The organism is Streptomyces sp. 1222.5, assembly GCF_900105245.1.
Lineage (GTDB): Bacteria > Actinomycetota > Actinomycetes > Streptomycetales > Streptomycetaceae > Streptomyces > Streptomyces albidocamelliae.
In genome coordinates this window covers 109072-129801 of sequence record NZ_FNSZ01000001.1, presented here as the reverse complement: position 1 = coordinate 129801, position 20730 = coordinate 109072, and the positions used below count along the sequence as shown (strand labels likewise).

The 20730-nt window shown below is 70.1% G+C and carries 22 protein-coding genes and 2 pseudogenes; 13 read left to right on the top strand and 11 right to left on the bottom strand.

Annotated elements, in window-relative coordinates:
- Positions 1-230 precede the first annotated feature (230 nt).
- A complete protein-coding gene (locus BLW57_RS00660; RefSeq protein ID WP_093471367.1) occupies positions 231-476 on the bottom strand; it encodes a DUF5133 domain-containing protein in 246 nt (81 codons plus the stop codon).
- A 393-nt stretch (positions 477-869) separates the two neighbouring features.
- On the opposite strand from BLW57_RS00660, the gene BLW57_RS00655 reads away from it, so the two are divergent.
- On the top strand, positions 870-1370 hold the full coding sequence (locus BLW57_RS00655) for a hemerythrin domain-containing protein (protein ID WP_093471365.1): 501 nt from the start codon (positions 870-872) through the stop codon (positions 1368-1370).
- Positions 1371-1477: 107 nt separating this feature from the next.
- On the top strand, positions 1478-1870 hold the full coding sequence (locus BLW57_RS00650) for a DUF2267 domain-containing protein (protein ID WP_256339311.1): 393 nt from the start codon (positions 1478-1480) through the stop codon (positions 1868-1870).
- Here BLW57_RS00650 and BLW57_RS41905 read toward each other — a convergent pair.
- From BLW57_RS41905 to BLW57_RS00635, 3 genes are all read right to left on the bottom strand, one after another.
- The gene (locus BLW57_RS41905) at positions 1815-2114 is read right to left on the bottom strand and encodes a DUF6003 family protein (protein WP_256339777.1); all 300 of its coding nucleotides are present in this window, start codon (positions 2112-2114) and stop codon (positions 1815-1817) included. The two genes, BLW57_RS00650 and BLW57_RS41905, sit on opposite strands and share 56 nt — an antisense overlap.
- A gap of 111 nt (positions 2115-2225) precedes the next feature.
- Positions 2226-4238, bottom strand: coding sequence for a hypothetical protein (locus BLW57_RS41110; RefSeq protein WP_093471361.1), 2013 nt, complete (start codon positions 4236-4238; stop codon positions 2226-2228).
- Between the two features lie 124 nt (positions 4239-4362).
- Positions 4363-4638: an SHOCT domain-containing protein gene (locus BLW57_RS00635; protein WP_093471359.1), complete on the bottom strand. Its 276-nt coding sequence runs from the start codon at positions 4636-4638 to the stop codon at positions 4363-4365.
- A gap of 318 nt (positions 4639-4956) precedes the next feature.
- Here BLW57_RS00635 and BLW57_RS00630 point away from each other — a divergent pair, with 318 nt between their 5' ends.
- A complete protein-coding gene (locus BLW57_RS00630) occupies positions 4957-5379 on the top strand; it encodes a hypothetical protein (protein WP_093471358.1) in 423 nt (140 codons plus the stop codon).
- A 337-nt stretch (positions 5380-5716) separates the two neighbouring features.
- Positions 5717-6511, top strand: coding sequence for a bestrophin-like domain (locus BLW57_RS00625; RefSeq protein ID WP_093471356.1), 795 nt, complete (start codon positions 5717-5719; stop codon positions 6509-6511).
- A 45-nt stretch (positions 6512-6556) separates the two neighbouring features.
- Here the strand turns inward: BLW57_RS00625 and BLW57_RS00620 are convergent, their stop codons facing one another.
- The 4 genes and pseudogenes from BLW57_RS00620 to BLW57_RS00600 form a co-directional block, all read right to left on the bottom strand.
- The gene (locus tag BLW57_RS00620; RefSeq protein WP_093471355.1) at positions 6557-7384 is read right to left on the bottom strand and encodes an alpha/beta fold hydrolase; all 828 of its coding nucleotides are present in this window, start codon (positions 7382-7384) and stop codon (positions 6557-6559) included.
- Between the two features lie 263 nt (positions 7385-7647).
- A complete protein-coding gene (locus BLW57_RS00615; protein WP_093471353.1) occupies positions 7648-8835 on the bottom strand; it encodes a CapA family protein in 1188 nt (395 codons plus the stop codon).
- Between the two features lie 449 nt (positions 8836-9284).
- Entirely contained in the window at positions 9285-9956 is a 672-nt protein-coding gene (locus tag BLW57_RS00610; protein ID WP_093471352.1) for a DUF4097 family beta strand repeat-containing protein, read from the bottom strand.
- A 1178-nt stretch (positions 9957-11134) separates the two neighbouring features.
- A pseudogene (locus BLW57_RS00600) lies at positions 11135-12346 on the bottom strand (RNA-guided endonuclease InsQ/TnpB family protein).
- 25 nt (positions 12347-12371) lie between these two features.
- Here BLW57_RS00600 and tnpA point away from each other — a divergent pair.
- From tnpA to BLW57_RS00565, 7 genes and pseudogenes are all read left to right on the top strand, one after another.
- Positions 12372-12787, top strand: a pseudogene (gene tnpA / locus BLW57_RS00595) (IS200/IS605 family transposase).
- A 176-nt stretch (positions 12788-12963) separates the two neighbouring features.
- Complete coding sequence (locus BLW57_RS00590; protein ID WP_176985385.1) at positions 12964-13143, top strand: hypothetical protein; 180 nt, start codon at positions 12964-12966, stop codon at positions 13141-13143.
- Between the two features lie 664 nt (positions 13144-13807).
- Positions 13808-15220 (top strand): condensation domain-containing protein, encoded by a 1413-nt coding sequence (locus BLW57_RS00585; protein WP_093471349.1) that lies wholly within the window; start codon positions 13808-13810, stop codon positions 15218-15220.
- Positions 15221-15468: 248 nt separating this feature from the next.
- Positions 15469-15729, top strand: coding sequence for a hypothetical protein (locus tag BLW57_RS00580; RefSeq protein WP_093471347.1), 261 nt, complete (start codon positions 15469-15471; stop codon positions 15727-15729).
- Between the two features lie 154 nt (positions 15730-15883).
- Positions 15884-16222 carry a hypothetical protein gene (locus tag BLW57_RS00575; protein WP_093471346.1) on the top strand — a complete coding sequence of 113 codons (339 nt, stop codon included), beginning with the start codon at positions 15884-15886 and terminating at the stop codon, positions 16220-16222.
- Between the two features lie 155 nt (positions 16223-16377).
- Positions 16378-16677, top strand: coding sequence for a hypothetical protein (locus BLW57_RS00570; RefSeq protein ID WP_093471344.1), 300 nt, complete (start codon positions 16378-16380; stop codon positions 16675-16677).
- Positions 16678-16898: 221 nt separating this feature from the next.
- Complete coding sequence (locus BLW57_RS00565; protein WP_256339310.1) at positions 16899-17243, top strand: hypothetical protein; 345 nt, start codon at positions 16899-16901, stop codon at positions 17241-17243.
- A gap of 130 nt (positions 17244-17373) precedes the next feature.
- On the opposite strand, the gene BLW57_RS00560 is transcribed toward BLW57_RS00565, so the two are convergent.
- From BLW57_RS00560 to BLW57_RS00550, 3 genes are all read right to left on the bottom strand, one after another.
- Entirely contained in the window at positions 17374-17661 is a 288-nt protein-coding gene (locus BLW57_RS00560) for a hypothetical protein (protein ID WP_093471343.1), read from the bottom strand.
- Positions 17662-17877: 216 nt separating this feature from the next.
- The gene (locus BLW57_RS00555; RefSeq protein ID WP_093471341.1) at positions 17878-18171 is read right to left on the bottom strand and encodes a hypothetical protein; all 294 of its coding nucleotides are present in this window, start codon (positions 18169-18171) and stop codon (positions 17878-17880) included.
- Positions 18172-18371: 200 nt separating this feature from the next.
- Complete coding sequence (locus BLW57_RS00550) at positions 18372-18854, bottom strand: hypothetical protein (RefSeq protein ID WP_093471340.1); 483 nt, start codon at positions 18852-18854, stop codon at positions 18372-18374.
- Positions 18855-19321: 467 nt separating this feature from the next.
- On the opposite strand from BLW57_RS00550, the gene BLW57_RS41105 reads away from it, so the two are divergent.
- Entirely contained in the window at positions 19322-20008 is a 687-nt protein-coding gene (locus BLW57_RS41105) for a hypothetical protein (protein ID WP_093471338.1), read from the top strand.
- 65 nt (positions 20009-20073) lie between these two features.
- Positions 20074-20349 (top strand): hypothetical protein, encoded by a 276-nt coding sequence (locus BLW57_RS00540; protein ID WP_093471336.1) that lies wholly within the window; start codon positions 20074-20076, stop codon positions 20347-20349.
- The last annotated feature ends 381 nt before the right edge of the window (positions 20350-20730 follow it).

The following is a 20730-nucleotide window of genomic DNA, read 5'->3' as shown; positions in this document are numbered from 1 at the left end:
GGTGCCGCGGGAATGTCCGGCGGGCGGATGCGGTTGGACAGGGCGTGATGGTGAAGGGGACAGTGTCCCCGGGCCTCAACCCCTGCCTGCGGGGACGATCGTTCGGCTGAAGCCCCGCAGTGCCTTTCGCCGCGCAGGCGACCGCCCTTCACGATCACAGCGTGTGGCGGAAAGCCCCGGCCGGTCCACCGGCCGGGGCTTTCCCCTGCCGTGACCGCACTGCCGGTGGTTCAGGCGGCCAGGGCCCGGCCCGCCGCGGCGGCCGTGCGGCGCTGCGTCCGCAGCTGTTCCAGAAGGACGTCGGCGGCGGCGAGGGCCTGGTCCACCGACCCCGTGGACGTCATGGCGCACAACCGGGCGGAGGTCTCCTCCAGTTCCCGGCTGGAGCGGCCGGTGGGCTGCAGGTCATGACGGAAGCGGGCCTCGGCGAAGCGGGCCAGCACCGCGCGCAGTTCCTTCTCCGCCGGCAGCAGCACAGCAGCAACCCCTCTCGTGCGGCGGGCCGTCACACCGGTCCCGCGACCTGCGCCGAGCGCACACCTGTGAAATGGCGGCACTCCGGTCGGACGGAGCGGATACACGCTCCGCGACACCGTGTGCCCCCGCCGGATCACCGTATGCACTTCCCCCGCGACGCTCCGCGGACGACACGCTCCTGCCGCACCCGGCCCGGCCCCACGCGGGCGCCCGTCCCCGCGACTTGACGGACCGGTGCCCCGACGCGGGGCGGGGGCCGCGCCGCTGCGGGCCGGCCCCCGCCCGGCGACCCTGGTGACCTGCGAAGACTGGGCAAAAGGGGCAAAGTAGGGAATTTGTGATGATGGTGCGGGTAGCGGAGGTGAAACCCACTCACGTAGGGAGGCGCATCCATGAACCCCGCCCAGGATGTCGTCGAGTTGATCCTCGAGGACCACCGCACGATGGAGGACCTCCTGCGCCTGATGCGCAGCACCGAGGCCGACCGCTCCGCCGCGCTCCACGACTTCGCGCATCTGATGATCGCGCACGGTGAGGCCGAGCGGGCCTCGGTGCACCCGGTCCTCCTCACCTGCTTCGAGGACGACGACACCGTCGAACACATCGAGACCGCACACCAGGAAGCCGTCAAGGTCCTCTTCGCGCTCCTGCGGGTGCGCGAGCTCGCTTCCGCGGAGGGGGAGTGGAGGCTGCGGCAACTGGCCTGCGCCACCGGCCGCCACACCGACGAGCAGGAGCGCACCCTCGTCAACCGGGTGCGCCAGCACCTCAGTCGGCCGTGCCGGGAGGAACTCGGCGCCGGCTACGCCAGGACGAAGGCCGACCTGCTGGCGGCACGGTGCGGCAGCGTCGCCCACGTCCACCGCCTGGTGCACGCCACCGCGCCCGTCTGACGCCCCCACCCGCCGCGCACCACCCGGGGCTCCGGGCGGACGGCGGGTCACCGCACGGCACGTGCACGGGCCACCGCCGAGAAGAGATGCGACGACTAGGAGCTGTCATGGACTGGAGTCTGGGCACCTTCCTCACCGAGGTCACCGAACGCGCGGGCTACGACCGGCCCCGACAGGGAGCCAGAGCCGTGCAGAACGTGCTGGAGGTCCTCGGCGCCCACCTGGTGGGCGACGACCGCACGGACCTGGCCGCCCTCCTGCCCGAGGGGTGCGCGTCCTTGCTGACCGCGGCCGAGCCGGCCAGCGAACCGCTGACCCCCGCCTCCTTCGTCGAGGCCGTCGCCGACCGCAGCAACGCCGGCCTCGCCGAGGCCAGACGCGAGATCGACGCAGTCCTGCCCACCCTCGCCAGGGCCGCGGACGACGCACTGCTGCGCCGTCTGCTCACCCAGCTGCCGCCGGGCCACGCCGGCCTGTTCGGCTGCACCGACCCCGGATGACCGGCCCGGGACCCGCGAGGGCCGGCGCCCCAGGCGGGGACAGGTGTGAGGCCCAGGGTCCGTCGCCGACGGCCTGGACGACGTCCAGCGGGCCCGGACCGGCGCGCTGCGCGATGCGCGGCGCGGGAATGCCGGCGGTCAGGGCGCGGTGCACCAGCGACTGCCAGTCCTCAGTGGTGACCCGGAAACCGGGCAGCTCCGACTCCATGTCCGTCACGGACCTGGGCGCACAGGCGTGCTCCACCCGCAGCGTCTCCTCCTCGCCGAGCGGCACGGGCAGCCGCTGGGCCTCCCCGGGAGCCAGCACCGAAAGCGCCCGCCGGGACGATCCTGACGCGCTCGGAGGATTGCGCACTCACCCGAGCGGGGGCTGGACCGATTGCCTGTAGGCACCCCCTGACCGCAGCGCCACGACGGCCGCCGACAGGTCGACGGGCCGCAGGCCCGCGGCCAGCCGGGCCCGCACCGTGGTGCGGGCCCGGGCCGGAGCGCGCACCGCGAGGGTGGCGCCGTCGGCGCCGGCAGTGACGTCACCGGTGACGATCAGCCCCTTCACGGCGCGGCTGCCCGCCGCGAGTACGTACCAGGCACCCTTCGGGGACCGCCAGTTCGTGTGGACGACGACGTGCTGACCGAACCTGCCGCAGGCGCCGGTCGCCCGCGCCCTGGCCACGATCCGGGCCTGTCCGCCGGCGCCCGCCCCGCCCGTGCGCAGGGCCACCGTCACCTCGCCGGGACCGCGCCAGGTGTCGGCCCGCGCGCACGTCCACACGCCGTGTCCGGCCCCGTCGGGCAGGTCCTGCTCGGCGAAGTCCCAGGCGTTGACCGCCTTCACCCCCGACCCGCGCGGCGGGCCGACGGGGCAGCCCGTCCGGGCCCAGGCGAGCAGGGCGGCCGGGCCGGTGGCCTCCCGCGGCTGCCGCGCCGGTGCCCCGTGCCCCGGCAGGGGCGTGTAGGTCAGGTGCACGGCGGTGAGTTCGCCGAGCCCGGCCAGCAGGAAGGCATGGTGTTCGGCGATCCGCGAGGACGAGCGCAGCTGGAGCACGGTACGGCTGCCGCAGCCGAGGCCCGCGCCGAACCCCGGGACCGGCGCGGTCAGCCCGTCGCCGTCCACGGCGAGCGGGCGGGCCGGGGTGTCGGGACGCATCAGGTCGCGGGTCCGCGACTCGGCCACCCAGGGCGCGAGCAGGTAGCGCACCGTCTCCCCGGACGCGTCCAGGGCGACGGCGGCGGCCGTCGTCACGTCCGCGTCGTCCACCCGGGCCAGCACCAGGGACCGGGCAGCTCCCAAGGCCGCTTCCCGGTAGCGCGCGAGGCGTTGACCGTCGTACAGCAGCACCACCGTGCTGCCGCCGACCGGCCCGGCGTACAGCAGGTGCGGTGCGTCAAGGGGCGGCCCCGCCGCGGTGCCGGCACTCCGGCTGATCCGCGTGGCGTCCGCGTCCCCGGCCCACGCCGTCAGCGCCCGGCGCAGCAGCGCCCGGTCCTTCACGCGCCGGCCGCGCGCGGGCCAGGCCGTGAAGTCCACCCGGGAGGTGGCGGCCCACGCCCCGGAAGCCACCCGGACCACGTCGTCGACGGCCGGCGCGGGCCGGGACGCACGGTGCGCCCCGGCCCCCGCGGGCACGGTGGGGACACCGTCACTGACCACCAGCGTCACCACGGTGATCAGCGCCACCAGTACGGCGATTCCCGCCAGGTGCACGCGACGGCGCCGGCGCAGCAGATCGCTCGGCCGGGCCCGCACCGTGCACGGGTCGAACTCCTCGGACGTGAGGATCCCGGCGGCGCTGGAGTCGAGGACGGCGTCGAGATCGAGTGCCGCGCGCAGTTCGGCCTCGACGCCGCCGCACCCGGCCGCCTCCAGGACCCCGCGTGTCTCCGCCTCGGTCAGCCGTTCCACCCGCAGCAGGATGAAGGCGGCCCGCGCGGTCGCCGACAGCTCCGACAGCGCCCGGCTCAGGGCGAGTTCGTCGGCCCCGCCCGCGCGGGGCGACAGCCGCAGCCCCCACACCACGGGCAGCCGGGGCAGCAGCATCCCCGGCGGCGGGACGCGGCCGGGCCAGACCGGCGGCCGCCGGGAGACGGCCAGGACCTCGCGCAGCACCGGCACATACGGCGACCGGAACATGGGCGGGGCGTCGTCCCGGGCCGCGCGGGGCGCGGGGACGCCGGGCGCCGCGGCGTGCAGGGTCCGCTGCACCAGCGCGTGGGCGAGCAGGACCCGCCGGTGTCTGCCCAGGGCCGGGGGCAGTACCAGATACGCCAGCCGCACCAGATCGGCGTACCGCTCGGCGAGCCGCTGCTCGGCGTGGAGCAGGCCGCGGGGGGAGACCTTGGGCAAGCGGCGGAGCAAGGACGAGACCATCAGGCGGCTGCCTTCCGCGACCTAGGAGGTGGGGCCCGGCAATCCGGCAAACGAGTGAACCCGCCTGCGGTCACCCGCCGCCCCCCGCCTCCTGCCGCGCCCCTGGCCGCGGCGCGCGGGGCCGTCACCGGTGTTCCCGCAGCAGCGCGAGACGGCGTTCGTACTCCTCCTCGTCGATCTGCCCGCGCGCCAACCGCTCGGCGAGCAGCTCTTGCGCCCGCCGGCCGCCCCATCGCGGATCACCGGCCCCCCAAGGCGGCGCGGCCTGCCGGCCGCGCGGGGGAGCGGACAGCCGGCGCACGAGGGCCACGCCCGCCGCGACCACGAGAGCCCAGAACAGCAGCATGGTCACGAGCAGGAGGAACCAGCCGCCCGGCCCCCAGCCGCCGTACCACATCATGGCGATCGCCTTCTCCCGGCCGATGCGAAGGTGCCGTCTTCAGGGTCGGTGACCAGCGGTGCCGGCGGGCAGGGCCCGATGGTCCCCCTCGCGGGCCACCCGGCCACCCCCCGCCGGCGGCCACCACGGCGCGGCGTGCGCGGGCGCGGCCCCGGCACCCGCCGTTCAAGATCCACATGGCAGGATTCGGGAACGAACAGCACGACAGGCACGACGTCCCAGCCGGCCGAAGGGCGTCCTCGCCGGTGCCCGGACCGCATGCTCGTGTGACCTCGCCAGGCCCCTCACCAGGCCCTGAACAGACAGGCAAGCACCGGCATGACCGCACAGTGGTACGTCCTCATCGAGGAGGACACCCGGGTGACCGAGCACGTCGACGGCTCGGAACTGAAGCTGCACCGCTGGATGCTGGTGGGCACCCACCCCATCGACGGGGACGAAGCACAGGCCGTCGCGGCCGCCGAGGACGCGGCCCGCAACCACACGCCCGGCGTACTCGCCCGGCACGTCCGGCCGGGCGACGAACCGGCCCGGCACGCCCTGCTCACCCGGGACGGCACATGGGTGGTGCTCGTGCGCCAGCGGCACCGCGAGTGCCACCTACGCGTGAGCGTCGCCCGGCTCATGCACTCCACCCAGGAGAAGGAAGCACCGCCCAAGTCCCTGAAGGAGACCCTCCGCAGCGCCTTCGAGGCCCCGCGTCCCGCGGCGAAGCCCTGGGCACCGCCCGCACAGACCTGAGGCCGAAACCGCACCGGCGCGACGGCCTGCTCCAACGGCCTGCCCGGTGGCTGCCCGGACGGCCGGGCCGGCCATGGTCCGCACGGCTCGGCGGCGGCCCGGGGTGAGCCGCCTGCCCGCGGGTACCCGCAACGGTGGTGGAGGTGGGTGGACACGCGGCGGCACGGCAGCGACGACCGTGCCGCCGCGCACGGCACACACGTCGGTGCTGGGGGCCGAGGCGGGAACGCCGCTCACTCGATGGTGTGCACCGCCCGCCCGAACTCCCCGCCCCCGCATCGCTCACGCGCCCGCACCGGCGCGAAGGGCGCCTCGCCGCGCCCTAGACTCCGCGCCCATGTCGTCGCTGTGGCTGCTCAACCATTTCAGCACCTTCACCCTCGCCGTCGTCGCCGTCGGCGGGACCGTCCTGGTGGCCGTCACCGGCAGTGTGCTGCTGCGCCGCCGCTATCCCTCGGTCGCCCGCGGCGAGCACAACGACATGGTCGGGGTGACGCTGGGTATGTTCGGCGCGATCTACGGCATCATCCTCGCGTTCGTCATCGTCACCCTGTGGACGCAGATGGAGGACACCCAGACCATCGTCGCGTCCGAGGCCACCGACGCGGCCCTCATCGCCCGCGATGCCGCGGCCTTCCCGGCACCGGTACACGCCCGCCTCGACGCCAGCCTGAGCGGCTACGTCCACGCGGTCGTCCAGGACCAGTGGCCCCGGATGCGCGCGGGCCACCCGAGCTACGGGGCCACCGAGAGCCACCTGCGGGCCGCCTTCGAGGTGCTGCAGTCCTTCGACCCGAAGAGCGGCCGCGAGGAGGTCTTCTACGAGGAGGCCGTCAGCCACCTCAACGACGTCGCCTCCCAGCGCCGCGCCCGGCTGACCATGGCCGGACAGGAACTCCCCCCGCTGCTGCAGGTCCTGGCCTTCGGCGGTGCACTCGTCCTGGTCCCGCTCACGTTCCTCTACGGCATGCGCAAACTGCGGGTCCAGCTCCTGTTCGTCGCCTCGGTCGCGGGACTGGTCGGCTTCAGCCTGCTCCTGGTCTTCGTCCTGGACCGCCCGTTCGCCGGCGAACTCAGCGTCAGCCCGGCCCCGTACCGGGAGGGAGCCCTCGCCCAGTACTGGAGCCGGTGAGCCGGCGGCCGATCCTCAAGGCCCGCGCCGGGAGGCGAGGTGTCGTCACGGCGAGGCGGTCGCCCGGGCGGCCTGCTCGATCACGCGGGTGACGGCGCCGGGGTGGGAGACGGCCATGGCGTGGGAGGAGTCGACCTCGGTGATGTGCGCCCCGGCCCGCTCGGCCATGTGGCGCTCGGCGGCGGGAGGGATCGTACGGTCGTTGCGGGCGACGGCGTACCAGGAGGGCAGGGTGTGCCAGGCGGCGTGCTCGCTGCGGGCGTCGAGCGCGGAGGCGTCGATGGGGCGCTGCGCCGCGGCCATCGCGCGGGCCTCGGCGGGGGGGACGTCCGCGGCGAAGACGGCGCGGAACTTGTCGGGCTTGACGTACAGGTCGGTGCCGGTGCTGCCGCCGGGGCGGGGGTAGGGCAGGGGGTTGAGGGCGCCGGGCAGCTCGCTGCCGGGATAGGCCCCCAGGATGTCGTTGGCGCTCTCGCCCTTCTCCGGGGCGATGGCGGCGATGTAGACGAGTGCCTTGACCTGCGGGTTTTCGGCGGCCGCGTCGGTGATGACCTCGCCGCCGTAGGAGTGGCCGACCAGGACGACGGGGCCGGGCACGTTCTTGAGCACGTTCGAGAGGTAGGCGGAGTCGCTCTCGAGGCCGCGCAGCGGGTTGGCGGGGACGACGACCCGGTAGCCCGCGGCCTGGAGGCGCCGGGTCACCTTGTTCCAGCTCGACCCGTCGGCGAAGGCACCGTGCACCAGCACGACGGTCGGCCTGGCCGGCTCGTCCTCGTGCCGCGGCGCCGCCGTCGCGACGGTCGGGGCGGTGCCGGCGACGACCGCCGCGGTCGCCAGTGCGGACAGCGCGAGCAGCCTCTTGGGGGAGTTCATGGCGTGTTCCGGTTCCTGTGAGTCGGGAGCGCCGCACCGCGGTCGGCGGCGGGCGCGTCGAGCACCTGGGACAGGCGCGGGGGAGGGCGAAGGGATCGCTCGCTCTCCGGCGCGCGTCCGTCCTCCCTGCTGGGGAAGGTCCGGGGTGCCCCGACCCGAATCAAAGCACACAATTAAATTGTGCACAATCTAAATGGGAGAGTGGAACCGGGCGCGCTCCTGGACCGGGCGCTCTTGGACCGGCACCCCGACAGGTGCGCGGGCTAGGGGCGCCGGATCGTTCCGTCGTCGGCGATACGGGCGGCGTGCGGGCCGAAGTCCTCCTCCGACAGGCCGGCGACGAGGTCGATCGCGTCGCCGCCCGGCTCCGGCGTGCCCGGCGGCACGAGTTCGGTCGGATGCAGGCGTCCGGAGGCGTAGGTGCCGTCGGCGTGGAGGGTGACCTGCAGGACGCCGCTGGTGGAGAGGATGCCGTCGAGGCCGAACACCTTGTAGCCGGCGAAGTTGCCCAGGCTGTAGGCGATCAGCCGGCCCTTGTAGAACTCCATCCCGCGCATGACGTGCGGGCCGCTGCCCACCACGAGGTCGGCGCCGGCGTCGATCACCGCGCGGCTGAAGCGGTGGGCGTCGCCGCGGTCCTCGCCGAGGAAGTACTCGGTGCCCGGCTCGACATGGGTGTGGTCCGCGCCCTCGGCGCCGGCGTGCATGGTGACGACGACGAGGTCCGCCATCGCCGCGGCGCGGGCGGTCAGCCGCTTCGCGGCGGGGATGTCCGTGAGGTCGGCGGACCCCTCATCGGGGGCGAACCCGAGCACCGCGACGCGGAGGCCGTGCACCCGCTGGAGGGTGATCTGTCCCGCCCGGCCGGTGAACGGCAGGTCCGCGGCGCGCAGCGCGGCGAACGTCTGGCGCCGCCCTTCCGCCCCGAAGTCGTCGATGTGGTTGTTGGCCAGGTTCATCACGGTGAAGCCGGCCTTCTTGAACCAGCGGCCGTAGGACGGCGGGGCGTTGAAGGCGAAGCAATGCGGGCTGTCGCCGTCGCACTTGCTGGTCCCGCCGGTGGTGAGGGTGCCCTCCAGGTTCCCCAGCACCACATCGCCGGCGAGCAGGTCCTCGACCGGGTCGAAGAACGAGGCGCCGTCGTCCGGCGGCAGATCGTCGGGCAGCGTGCCCATCACGACGTCCCCCACGGCGGCGATCCGCACGTCGCCGGTGGGACGCGGTGCCGGAGGCGCCGCCGCCGGGACCGGGGAGGCCGTGCTCCGGGCCGTCGGCGGTGGAGTGCCGGCAAAGCCGAGGGGGGCCGGCTGCGAAAAGCCGTCGCGGAAGACGAACCCTGCAGCGATCACGCCGATCCCGACCAGGCCGAGGGTGAGCCTGAGCCGGTGGCGGTGGCGCCCCGTCTTTCGCCGCCCGCGCCGCTGGGGGCCCTGCTCATCGGACGTGATCATCGGCTCATGCTACGAAGCGGGCCTGCCCTCATCACGCAGGAACGGCGGCGGCGTGTCCTTGATGTCGTTCCGGGCGTCGTCAGCCGCCGGCCTCCGCTGGGGGAAGAGCGCCGCTGGGGAGGGCGGTGCACTGGTCGGCTTCCTCGCGAAGGCTCGGGCAACAACACCTCCACAGCGACCACCGCGCTGAAACCGGACCGGCGCGCCTGAACCTGAACCATCGCAACGTTGTGACCTGGCCACCCGCGGCGGGCGACACAGTGTTGCTGACCGCGTCACCCTGCTGACCTTGTGCAGGACCGCCCGTGACGGGAGTGGGGGCCGGGTCACCGATCGGGGGGCCTGGGGCGGCCCTTAGCCCCGTCCCGGCACGCGCGGCCCGAACCTCGACCGTTCGGGGCTGTGGGACCTGGTTGCGCACAGGACGGGCTTGGTCATGCGGCGCTCCCTCACAGGCTGCGGGCGTCGATGTCGCCGTAGCCGGTGGACGCGTGGATGGTGAGGCCGGCGGTGGCGCCGTCGGTGTTGGCGAGTGCGTTGTGGATGCGGCCGTAGGCGGTGCCTGCGTCGAGGGTGGCGGAGGTGCCGCGGGCGGCGCCGACGCAGATCCGGCCGTGCTGGGTGCGCAGGGTGAGGGTGCCGCGGTGGGCCTCGGTGACGGTCAGGTCGCCTTTCTGGGTGCTGATGTCGGCGGGGCCGGCCAGGCGGCCGAGGGTGATGTCGCCGGCCTTGAGGGTGAGGCGGGCTTCGTCGGTCTCGTCGAGTTTGACGGTGGCCTGTGCGGCGTCGAGGGTGACGTGGCCGAGGCGTCCGACGCCGCGGAGTTCGGCGAGGGCGGCGGTGGCGTGGAGGTGGGAGCCGGCGGGGAGTTGGACGGTGACCTCGACGGATCCGGGGTTGCCGAGGACGCGGTGTGCGGGCTCGCGGGCGGTGATGCGCAGGACGCCGGCGTCGTAGCTGACGTCGATCCGCTCGGCGGCCTTCACGTCGCGGCCCTTGGAGGGGTCGGCGGGCAGGATCTCGACGGTGGTGTCGGCGCGGTCGGCGGCGATGAGCTGGATGCGTCCGGCGGGGATGTCGAGGTGGGCGGTCACGGGGGCGGGGGTGGCGAACTTCGGCATGGCGAGACTCCTCGGTCTTCAGGTGCGGGCTCCTGCGGCCCGCCGTTTCTGACACCGGAAACGCTACGTTGCATTCACCTAGCGGGCAACTTCCTTGTTGCCTCAAATCCCTTTATTCGCAGGGTGATGCAGGGAAATCGTTGCAACGATTGGGAATCTAATGCAACAGTCCCGACGCCAGAGCGTTGCATAACGGGAGCGGCCAGTCGGGCGACGGGCCGCTCGAGGGCCATCAGGGCGGACGACGCGGGCACGGCACCCCGGGTCCCCGCTGAGAACCCCGCCCCTGCGGAGCTCGCACCGCGCATCCGCCTGCGCACCGTCTCAATGGGTGAGGAGTTCGTGCCGTGATCTTCGTCTGGCGAACCGATCGCCTCAAGCCTCGTTGATCAAGCCATGAAAAAGATGATTGCGACCGCGGTTCTTGCCGCGTCGGCCGGCATGATGCTGTCCGCCTGCCCCGTGCAGGCGCAGACGCGAGTGCACCACGCAGCGGCCCGCGGCACAGGCGTCGAACCGAACCCCTTGGGAAACCTCCTCCAGGCAGGCCCTGTTTCGCTCCCGGACACCCTCCTCCACCTGCTGCCAACTGAATGATTGAGGAGCAGCGCTGCCTGGGCCGCGAAGCTGAGGGACCAGTGAGCCTCGGTGAAGCGAGAAGCGGGCTCCGATCGGCGGAAGTCAGCAACTGAGCCCTCGCCCCATGAGCGCCATGCTGAAGCGCTGCCCTGACCAGGGCAGCGCTTCGACGGCTTCGGCCAGAAAACGCAGTCACGCCCCCGTGATGGTTCGGCCGACACGCGGGGACGGCCAGGCCTCCACGGCCGGACGAGCGGGCGCCGACACCTTGGAGCGTGTCCCGGGTGCCGGCACCTGCGCCGGCATCCTGCCCGTACCGGGGACGTACTCGAAACCCGGTCGGCGCGCCCACGTGGCCGCTCCGCACGACTGCCCGCCCAGTCAGCCGGCCGCAGATCCTGGTCCATGTACCAGGGCGGCCGACCGCGAACCCCGGGAAGACTGTGCGAGGACTTCCCGGGGCCCGGATCATGGGAACGCATTGCTTTAACGACGTTGCTTCCCGGGCGTCACGGGATGACGTGGCTCAGCCTTGAAGGTGAAGGGAACAGCAGTCTGTTGTCCGCAGAGCCCTGATGATTGACTTCCGCTCCGCCGCCCTAAAGGGCGGGGATTCCTACCACGGTCGTCTGACCGTCTCGGTGGGTTCCTGCTTCAACGCGCTGTGCCGGTACGGGTACCGGTCTTACCTGCGCTCCACGGGCTGTCACGGCCAGTCCGGCCGCCTTTGCGACGTTGACCGCCGCGTTGATGTCCCGGTCCAGTACGGTCCTGCACTCTTTGCACGTCCACACGCGGACGTGCAAGGGTTTGGGTCCGTCCTTGATCCCGCAGGCCGAGCAGACCTGAGAGGTCGGCTCGAACCGGCCGAGGCGCACGAAGGTGCGCCCGTACCGTGCGGCTTTGTATTCGAGCATGGCCGTGAACGTCGACCATCCGGCGTCGTGCACGGACTTGGCCAGGCGTGTGCGGGCGAGTCCCTTGACCGCCAGGTCTTCCACCGCGATGGCTTGGTTTTCGCGGATCAGCTTGGTGGAGAGCTGGTGGTGGAACTCGCGCCGTGCGTCGGCGACCCGTGCGTGAGCACGGGCGACCTTGTGCCGGGCCTTCTCCCTGTTCTTCGATCCCTTTGTCTTACGGCTCAGGGACTGCTGCGTGCGCTTGAGGCGCTTCTCGGCCCGGCGCAGGAAACGGGGGCTGTCGATCTTCGTGCCGTCCGAGAGGACGGCGAAGTGCCCGAGTCCCAGGTCAATTCCGGCCTCGGGGGTCGTGGCAGGCAGTACTTCGGACGGGTCGGTCTCTACGACGAACGACGCGAAGAACCGTCCCGCGCTGTCCTTGATCACCGTCACCTTGGACGGTGTGGAGGGCAGCACTCGGGACCACTTCACCCACATCGCCGATCTTCGGCAAGCGCAGGTCACCACCGATCGTGATCGACCAGCGGGCATTGGCGGTGAACCGTACGGCCTGCCGGGTGTCCTTTCGGCTCTTGAAACGGGGCGCCCCCATCTTGGGGCGCTTGCCCTTCAAAGCATCGAAAAAGTTCCGATAGGCGGTGTCCAGGTCCCGCAGCGACTGTGGCAATACGACCGAGGAGACCTCTGCGAGCCATGCCCGCTCGGGGGTCTTCTTCGCGGCGGTGAGCCGCTTGCCCAGCTCGGCGGAGGTGACGAACGGCCACCGACGCGGGCGTCCTCACGAACACGAAGCGCGTCGTTGAAGACCACCCGTGCGCACCCGAACGTCCGTGCCAGCGCTGCGCGCTGAGGACCGTTCGGGTACAGGCGGAAGCCGTACCTGAGCTGCATAACGATAACCATACATACTTGGTTTATGGCTGAATATGTCACCATCAGAACTGGTCGGCACTGCGCGTTCGTGCTGCATGCGCACTTGGTTTTTGTGACGAAGTACCGTCACATGGTCTTCTCCGACCGACACCTGATCCGGTGTGAAGAAATCATGCGGGCCGTCTGCGAGGACTTCGAGGTCGAGCTGAAGGAGTTCAACGGCGAGGCCAACCACGTACATCTGCTGGTGAGCTTCCCCCCGAAGGTCACCCTGTCGAAGCTGGTCAACTCCCTCAAGGGCGTCAGCTCCCGACGGCTTCGGCAGGAATTCACCGACCTCGTACAGCATTACTGGCGGGCACAGCGACTCTGGTCCGGCTCCTACTTCACCGGCTCGGTCGGAGGCGCCCGCTGTCGATCGTGAAGCAGTACATCGAGCAGCAGAACCGCCCGGCGTGACCACCGTCGTGGGCGCGGGCCAACAGTGCAGCTCCATGCCCACGGCCAAGGTCAGAGCGGGCTATAGATTCGCTTCACCACCGGGCTGAAGCCCGACGCACTGCGAATGAAGCCGGTAGAGCCCGGCTGCCGGTCATGAGGACTTCGCGCTTGATTCGATGCAGGCCCAGGAGGGGATGATCCGCATCGTCCACTCCGATGAGGGCTGGCGGGTCGGTTCCGTCTTCACGCCGGACTTCTGGACCCCACCCGTGGCTTGGGTGGTTCTCGTAGCAGAGGTCAAGCGGTTCGATCGTGCCGTGCGCGAGGGCATCGACGGGATGGGCATCGACCCCGCCTTCATCCCGAAGCCCTGAGTCTGTTACGGCTCCACCGACCGGTTGGAATGATCACGATGTGGCCGGTGTGATCACGCAGTGACAGCCGTCTTGGACATGTCCGTTCACCGCGCTGAGCCGACCCACAGGTTCTGCAACCTGCTGGAGGGGCGGCGCATGAGGCACCGGAACGCCCATGTCGCAACCCCCAACTGAACTGCTTCGGCGGTGTGATGGCCGCGCCGTTTCCGTCAACGCCACCGCCTTGTGAACGCATCATTCTTTCGTGGACCTTTAAGGGCCCGGTACGGCAACGTCCCCGGCTACCGCCTGCGCTGAGCCTCGCAGCTCACAGGTCGGCCGTCGCTGCAGAGCGGCGTGCCCGGCACTAGAAGTGGCCGCCGTGGCACGTGACGCCGGCAATAGCTGAAGGACGTGTGCCGCATCTACGAATGTGCGTAGGATCGGTGCGGGAATCGACGCGCGGGCAGAGTTCCCTCGGTGCTGACGATTCCGGGGAACTCTGTCTTCGTATTGTCTGTCAAGTCCCCTTAAGGGGCGGGCCTTTCCTGATGCGGCTTGCGGCCGATCCATTGTTCGAGGTGTCACCCGTCCTGCTGAAAAGCTGACGACACAGCAGGCAATCGCTCGCGTGCAACCTCATGTTGATCAAGCCTGTGTCTCCTGCGAAGGAGACGCCACTGTGCGAATTTCTGACATTCAGCGCTGCGACATCCGGCCCGGGCGGCTCGTCGAGTGGACGTTCAGCCCGGCGACTATCGCGGCCGCAGCAGTGCTACCGCCGGATCCGCGGCCGCCGGCCTACATCCAGGAGTCGCACATCAGGACGGCGCGGTCGGTGCGCGAGGACGGGCTGTTCGTGCCGACCTGGCTCGGTGCGGCATTCGACTTGCCCTGCCAGGTCGACCTCGACGCGCTGGAACAGGCGCTGCGCGACTGGACGTTGCGCCACGAGACGCTGCGCAGCGGGTTCAGGTGGTCCGGTGACGACATGCAGCGGTTCACTCTCGACGAGGACGACGTGACTCTTCGCCGCGAGGTGGTCGGTGACTACGCTGACGCCGAGTTGCTGATCCGGTATCTGCAGGACCGTTTCGACGCCGCGGCGGACGCGCTCGGCTGGCCCAACCTCATCTATGCCGCAGTCGTCCGCGAGAACTGCACCAGCGTGTACCTGGCCTTCGACCACACCAACGTCGATGCCTACTCGCTGCAGCGCATCCCGGACGAGATCCACGAGCTGTACACGGCACGGCTGACAGGACGGTCCGTCGCCGGGACACCTGTCGGCAGTTACGTCGACTTCTGCGAGCAGGAGCGGGCGAACGCGGACGCCATCGACGACACCCACACGATCGTCAGCCGCTGGCGGGAGTTCATCGGCCGGTGCGACGGAAGGCTGCCGGAGTTCCCCGTCGATCTGGGCCTCGAACCCGGTGGGGTTCTGCCCGCCCAGAAGCTGGTGCGTGAGCCGCTCGTCGACGCGGACGCAGCCGCCGCGTTCGAGACGTACTGCCGCCCCTACGGCGGCAGTTTGGTGGGCATCCTGGCTGCGACCAGTCTGATCGTCCACGAGCTGGGCGGGCAACCGGTCTATCGCACAGTCGTGCCGTTCCACACCCGGCTGAAGTCCGCATGGTCGGAGTCGGTGGGCTGGTACGTCGGCGGCGCCCCGATCGAAGTGCCGGCGGCACGGGACTTCGACGGTGCACTCGCCTCGGTCCGCGCCGAACTGCAGGCCAACCGGTCACTGGCGCGCATTCCGCTCGCCCGGGTTCTGCGTCTGCTGGGCAAGGACTTCCGCCCCACCTCACCCGACATGTACTCGATCATTTCCTACGTGGATGCCCGTCTCGTTCCCGGCTCGGTCAACTGGGCCGAGCAGAAGGCATATGGACTTCTCCGTGTGTCGTACGGCGATCAGGTGTGCGCGTGGGTGAACCGGCTGCATGAGGGGCTGTGGCTCGCCTGCCGCTATCCGGACACCGACATCGCTTACAAGAACGTGTGCTTGTATGTCGAAAAGCTCCGGGACTTGATCCTCGCCGTCTCTGCTCGCCCTCACATCCCGGGCCCGAAGCCGTCATCGGTTTGACGCGGATTCCGTCCAGTATTCCCCGTGTTGACGTGCTGCCGCGGTGCACCAGGCGGAACCTGTCCGGCGGCGCCGGTACTGCCCGCGCCGCAAGCCACCGTGCAGTGAGGCCAGTTGTTCGTGAGCGTCCATGTTTCACGGGACACGTTTGACTGATGTGGAACGCCTTATGTCGCTACTGCTAGTGTCTGCTCAGTCACTCTAGGCAATTGGCCTTTCAGGTAAAGCGATGGAGAACCGAGGGTTCCATGCGTAAGTTTCAGCAGGTCGTGATCGCAGCAGCAGTGGCGGCCGGCGGCCTGTCCGCCATCGGCACCGGCACCGCTGCCGCCGACACCTACGGCAGCAACGGGCCGGAGCGGTCTGACGTCTACCGCCCGTACCAGGAGTGCAGCCCGCAGACGGTGGCGGAGAACGACATCCCGCTCAGCGTGCTCGGTCTCGCTCAGACCACGGACACCACCTGTGGCCAGTACAACGGCCAGTACAACAGCGCCTTCACTGGCTGAGGCCGACAGCGCGTCACCGTGGCGACACTCGGTGCACACCCATCGGCGCGGCCCCTGGGGCGCATTCCGATCGGCTGCCTGAGTGTCGCAACAGCGCCGGCGCAACGTTCGCGACAGATGGTGCCCGGGCACCCGCAAAAAGGACACGCATCACATGTTCAGCAGGAAGAAGATCGCTGCCATTTCGGGACTCGTCGGTGGTCTCGCCGTGGCGTCCACCGGCCTCACGCACGCCTACGCTGCGGCAGACCAGGGGACCTGCACCCGGGACCTCCTGGGGAGTGTCACCTGCACTCAGCGCATCACGGGGGAAATTCCGGAAGACGGCGTCATTCCTCACCAGGAGAACTGCATGCCCGTGCAGCCCTTGACGCTGCCCGCCGCTCTGGGCACGGGCACGACGCGGCTCGGACCGAAGGTGACCTGCGCGTCCACGACGACCGGAGTGCCGGCAGAGGCCGACGGCAAGCAGGAAGCGCCCAGCTTCCTCTGACCGCAGAGGTCCGCAGTCACCGCTGCCGCGGCCCCGCCGTGCGGGGCGTCGACGCACCAAGGGGAGTGTAGATCCCCAGGTAACTACGTAGCGTATGTAATTATCACCCTAAGTAGTCAATCCAGGCGTCCTGTCTGGGCACGAAAGGGTTACACATGCGTAAGTTTCAGCGTGCTGCGGTCGTAGCGGCGGCGGTTGCAGGGCTCTCCGCCTTCGGTGGCGGCGTCAGCTTCGCCGGCGGCAACGACGGTGGCGTGCCTGTCACCGCCGTTGCCAACTCCAGCGCGGTGGCTGTCGGGGGTGGCTACTACTACGAGCAGCCGCAGGTGCAGGCGCCGTCGAAGCCGGCGGCTGCGCCGGAGGAGCACAAGCACTCCGCGCCCGAGCATGCCTCCTACGGTCAGCACGCGCCCGAGCAGACGTACGGCCAGCACGAGGGCGACGACGACGAGTAAAGAGGTGCCGCGGTCCCTCACCCGTGGCGTCTAGGTCCGGCAACGGGCCCGGACGGGCACGGTGTGCTGGCGTGGTGACAGCAGCCCGGACGCAACTTCACGCGTCCGGGCTGCGGCCATCCTTCCGGCATCGGCAAAGCATCATCCTCGACCTCCCCGGCCCGCGCGCGCCTTGCAACTGCACTGGCTCGCGCGGGCCTTCATGCAAAGGAAGTCACCACATGTTCTCTCCCCAAAAGACTGCCACCGTCGCAGCGCTCGTCGGTGGCCTGGCCGCGGTCATCGTCGGCACTGGACACGCGTACGCCGGCGGGAAATCGGATGACTGCACCAACACCGTCCGAGGCGACGTCGTCTGCGCGAAGAAGAGTGAGACCTACATCGACAAGGACGGCACGCACGTCGTCAAGCAGGAACAGGACTGCGCGTCGACAGACCGCCCCAACGTGATGTTCCAGGACGACTCAGTGCTGGAAGGCGAGTCGACCAGGGACGGTGCGGTTGTGGAGTGCTCCAACACGGCCAAACTGCCTGACGGGTTCACGAAGCCGCATATCAACGTGTGAGCGCTCGTGCGAATGCTGGTCCGGAAGACGATTCCCGACCAGCATTTCGTCATGTGCAGGCAGACGCCGCAGACATGAAACTTCCCGGCACACATGCACGGAGCCTGCGTACCGGGAAAGGACGTACCGACTAGCCGACCTTGTTGTTGCAGCCCATCGTGGAGCCCAGAGACGTCTGCTGGGCGCCCGGGTTGCCCTCGCCGCCCAGCAGGTTGCCCCCCAGGCCGTTGCCGATGCCGACCTCGCCGAGGAGGTCGACGTTGCTGTCGTGCGACTGGCAGTTGCTGCTCTGCAGGACGCTGAAGCTACCGCCGTGGCCCTTGCCCGGGCCTTGGTCGGCATGGGCAGCGCCGGCACTCATGAAACCGAGGCTTCCCAAGGCGGCCACCAAGACGGCGGCCGTGCGGACCTTGTGCATGTCATCTCCGTCGAAGTCAGGTGGAAGTGAAGCGATCTGGGCAGACCGACATGAGTGGTGGACTCTGCAAGGGCGCCAGGTGCGCAGGCGTGAATCGTCCGGCGGCGCGCCTCGCTGCCTCGCAGACTGCCGATGTACGTGAACGGTCCCGGCACTCTGCCCGAGGCTCGGTGCTGGGACCGTTCACTGTCCGACGTCTTTGCGTCGGAGGAAATCTCAGAAGGCGCTGTTGTTGCAGCCCATGGTGGAGCCGATGCTGGTGGCCTGGGCGCCCGGGTTGCCTTCGCCGTTGAGGGCGTTGCCCGCCAGGCCGCTGAGCAGGCCGACCTCGCCGAGGAGGTCCAGGTTCAGGTCGTGCGACTTGCAGTTGGCGCTCTGCTGGACGCTGTACTTGTCGCCGTGGTCCCCGCCCTTCTTGCCCCAGCCCTGGTCGGCGTGGGCCGTGCCGCCCATGAGACCGATGGTGCCGATCGCGGCGACCAGGACGGCAACGTTGCGAAGCTTGCGCATGTCATCTCCGGTGAGGTGAGTGAGGGCGATCTGTGCGGGATCGCCTTTTTACAGTTACGGGAGATTAGTGCGAAAAACTCCAAACCGGACAACGACGCGCCGCCTTCGAACACACGAAGCCCCCGGGGCCGTATCGATCGAATGCCTCCGAGTGCACTCGTCGACGGCCCGCGGAGTGGCGGCGCTTGACGGCGACAGCGCTACTGCACGCTGGCGAACGAGTTCGACTGACTGTTGGCCTGGGTGCAATCAACGCCTCGGGTCTGGGACGCGGCAAGCAGCGCCACCGGGACATTCGCGTCGAGAAGGGTCTGCGGACTGCACTCCTGGGCCGGGCGGAACAGGTTGGCCTGGCCCGCCGAAGTGCCTTGCCCGGCCTGCGGCGCTGCCGAAGAAATCTGCGGGTTGATCTGCGGGTTCAGCTGCGGATTGATCTGCGGGGAGACCTGCGTGCCGCGCTGCGGCGCCGCCTGTGGAGCCGCCTGTGGAGCCGACGAGCCATTGGTCTGCGCGGTCGCCTGCGCCGAGGCGGCCGAGGCGGCCTGGGCGTCCGGCTGCGAGACGGGCGGCGGCACAGTGCCGTTCTGGGCATAGGGGGTAACGGCGGAACTCGGGCCGGCACCCACGCCGGTCAGGCCGCCGGCTGCTGCGACCACGAGCGCGACCTTGTGAAGCTTGCGCATAAAAACCTCGGCCCTTCAATTGACCTGTGCACGAAAGCTGATGAATTGCGATAAGCAGCCCGGCCTTCGCCGTTGCTGCCCTGTGCGGCTGCGATGACCATCGTTCTCGCCTCGTGGGGAACGAGAAGAGATCGAAACTGATACGGGTGCCGTGGCGCGGTCACCCATTTGCCGCAGGCGCTCGGGTTCGAATGCCCACGTCGGCAGAACGGCAGACGGCAAACGGGTGAAGATCCTTGAAGGGCGTGACCCCCGTGAAGGCACCCTCGTTCCACTGCGGAGAGGGCAGCGACTGCGGGCCACTGAGGGGTGGACGGACGATTCTGCTGCCGGCTCCAATGCGAAGTCCGCGTGCTCCTCAATATGACCGTTGCTGACGGTGCGGTGCGGAGTTTCGCACCGACTGCACGCTGACCACACCGAATGCAACGGATTCCCAAATCAGGTATTGAAGGGCCGAGGGTTTCATGCGCAAGCTTCACAAGGCCGCGCTCGTCGTCGCAGCGGCCAGCGGTCTGACCGGCATCAGCGCCGGCGGCAGTTATGCCGACTCTCCCGCCGGAGGCCCCAGTGTCACGCCGGCATCCGTTCCCGACCAGCCAGCTGCCCCAGCCGCGGCACCTGCCCAGCAAGCGCCACAGGCCGCACCCGTGGCCCAGGCCGCGCCCGTGGCCCAGGCCGCTCCGGTGGCCCAGGCCGCTCCGGTGGCCCAGGCCGCTCCGGTGGCCCAGGCCGCTCCGGTGGCCCAGGCCGCGCCCGCAGCCCCGCAGCAGACCGGCTACGCCTCTGCCTCGGCCTCGTCGCAGGGAACGGCCCAAGCCTCCACTGCACCGCCCCCGCAGGGGCCCCCTCCTGCACAGCCCGCCCTCGTGCAGCCGGCACAGGCCGCCCCTGTGCAACCGGCACAGGTCGTGCCGCAGGTGATGCCCCAGGTCATGCCGCAAGTCGCTCCGCAGGTGGCTGTTCCCCAAGCATTCGGCCCCGAACCCCCGGCGTTTGTCGCTCCTCAGATCAACCCCCAGATCAACCCTCAGATCAACCCGCTGTTCAACCCGACGGTCACACCCACCAGCGCACCACAGCTGGCTCCCGTCGGCCTGGGGCAGATCGCGGCGCCCCCCGTCGGACAGCTGGGACTTCCCAGTCTCGGCTGACGGCACACAACACCTCAGCCCTCACACGGCACGCTGTCGAACCAAACATTTTCAACGGAGACCCCATGCGCAAGTTCCAGAAGGCAATCCTCGTCGGCGCCATGCTTGGCGGCGTCGGCTCCATGGGCGCCACCACCGCTTTCGCCCACGGCGAACCGGGGCACGACATCGACATCACCCAGGGCATCGAGTGCCGCTCGCACGACATGAACATCGAGGTGATCGGCAGCGTCGGTGCCCTCACCGGCCTGGCAGGCAACCTGCTCAACGGCGAAGGAAACCCGGGGGCACAGCAGAGCCACCTCGGATCCGACATGGGCTGCAACAGCCAGGCCCTCTGAGCGAACGCCGTCTCGCTCGAAACCGCACCGGCTGCTCGGTCCTGGCCCTCACCGAACGTGCCGGTGGAGCGCAGTCCGTGAGCCGAACGCACCAGCCCCATCCAGTTCTGCACATGTTGGCGCTCCACCGGGCCGGACGGAGGAGGCGGTGAGGCCTACGGCCTTCGAGCCGCCTCTCTCCTCATTCGGGCCCGCCACCGAACTGCGCCGATCCCGTCCACTGGCGTCCGCGGCGGGCCCGATTCGGCCTCCAGCGCTGTGTCCCAGGGAGTGATCACGGGACATCGGGCATCGCACTCTGACGTCGTGTGACTCGAAGACCGCAGAGGCTCGGTCCGTCCGGCAACGCTCGAACTGGCTGCCAAAGCCATGGCCCCGCTC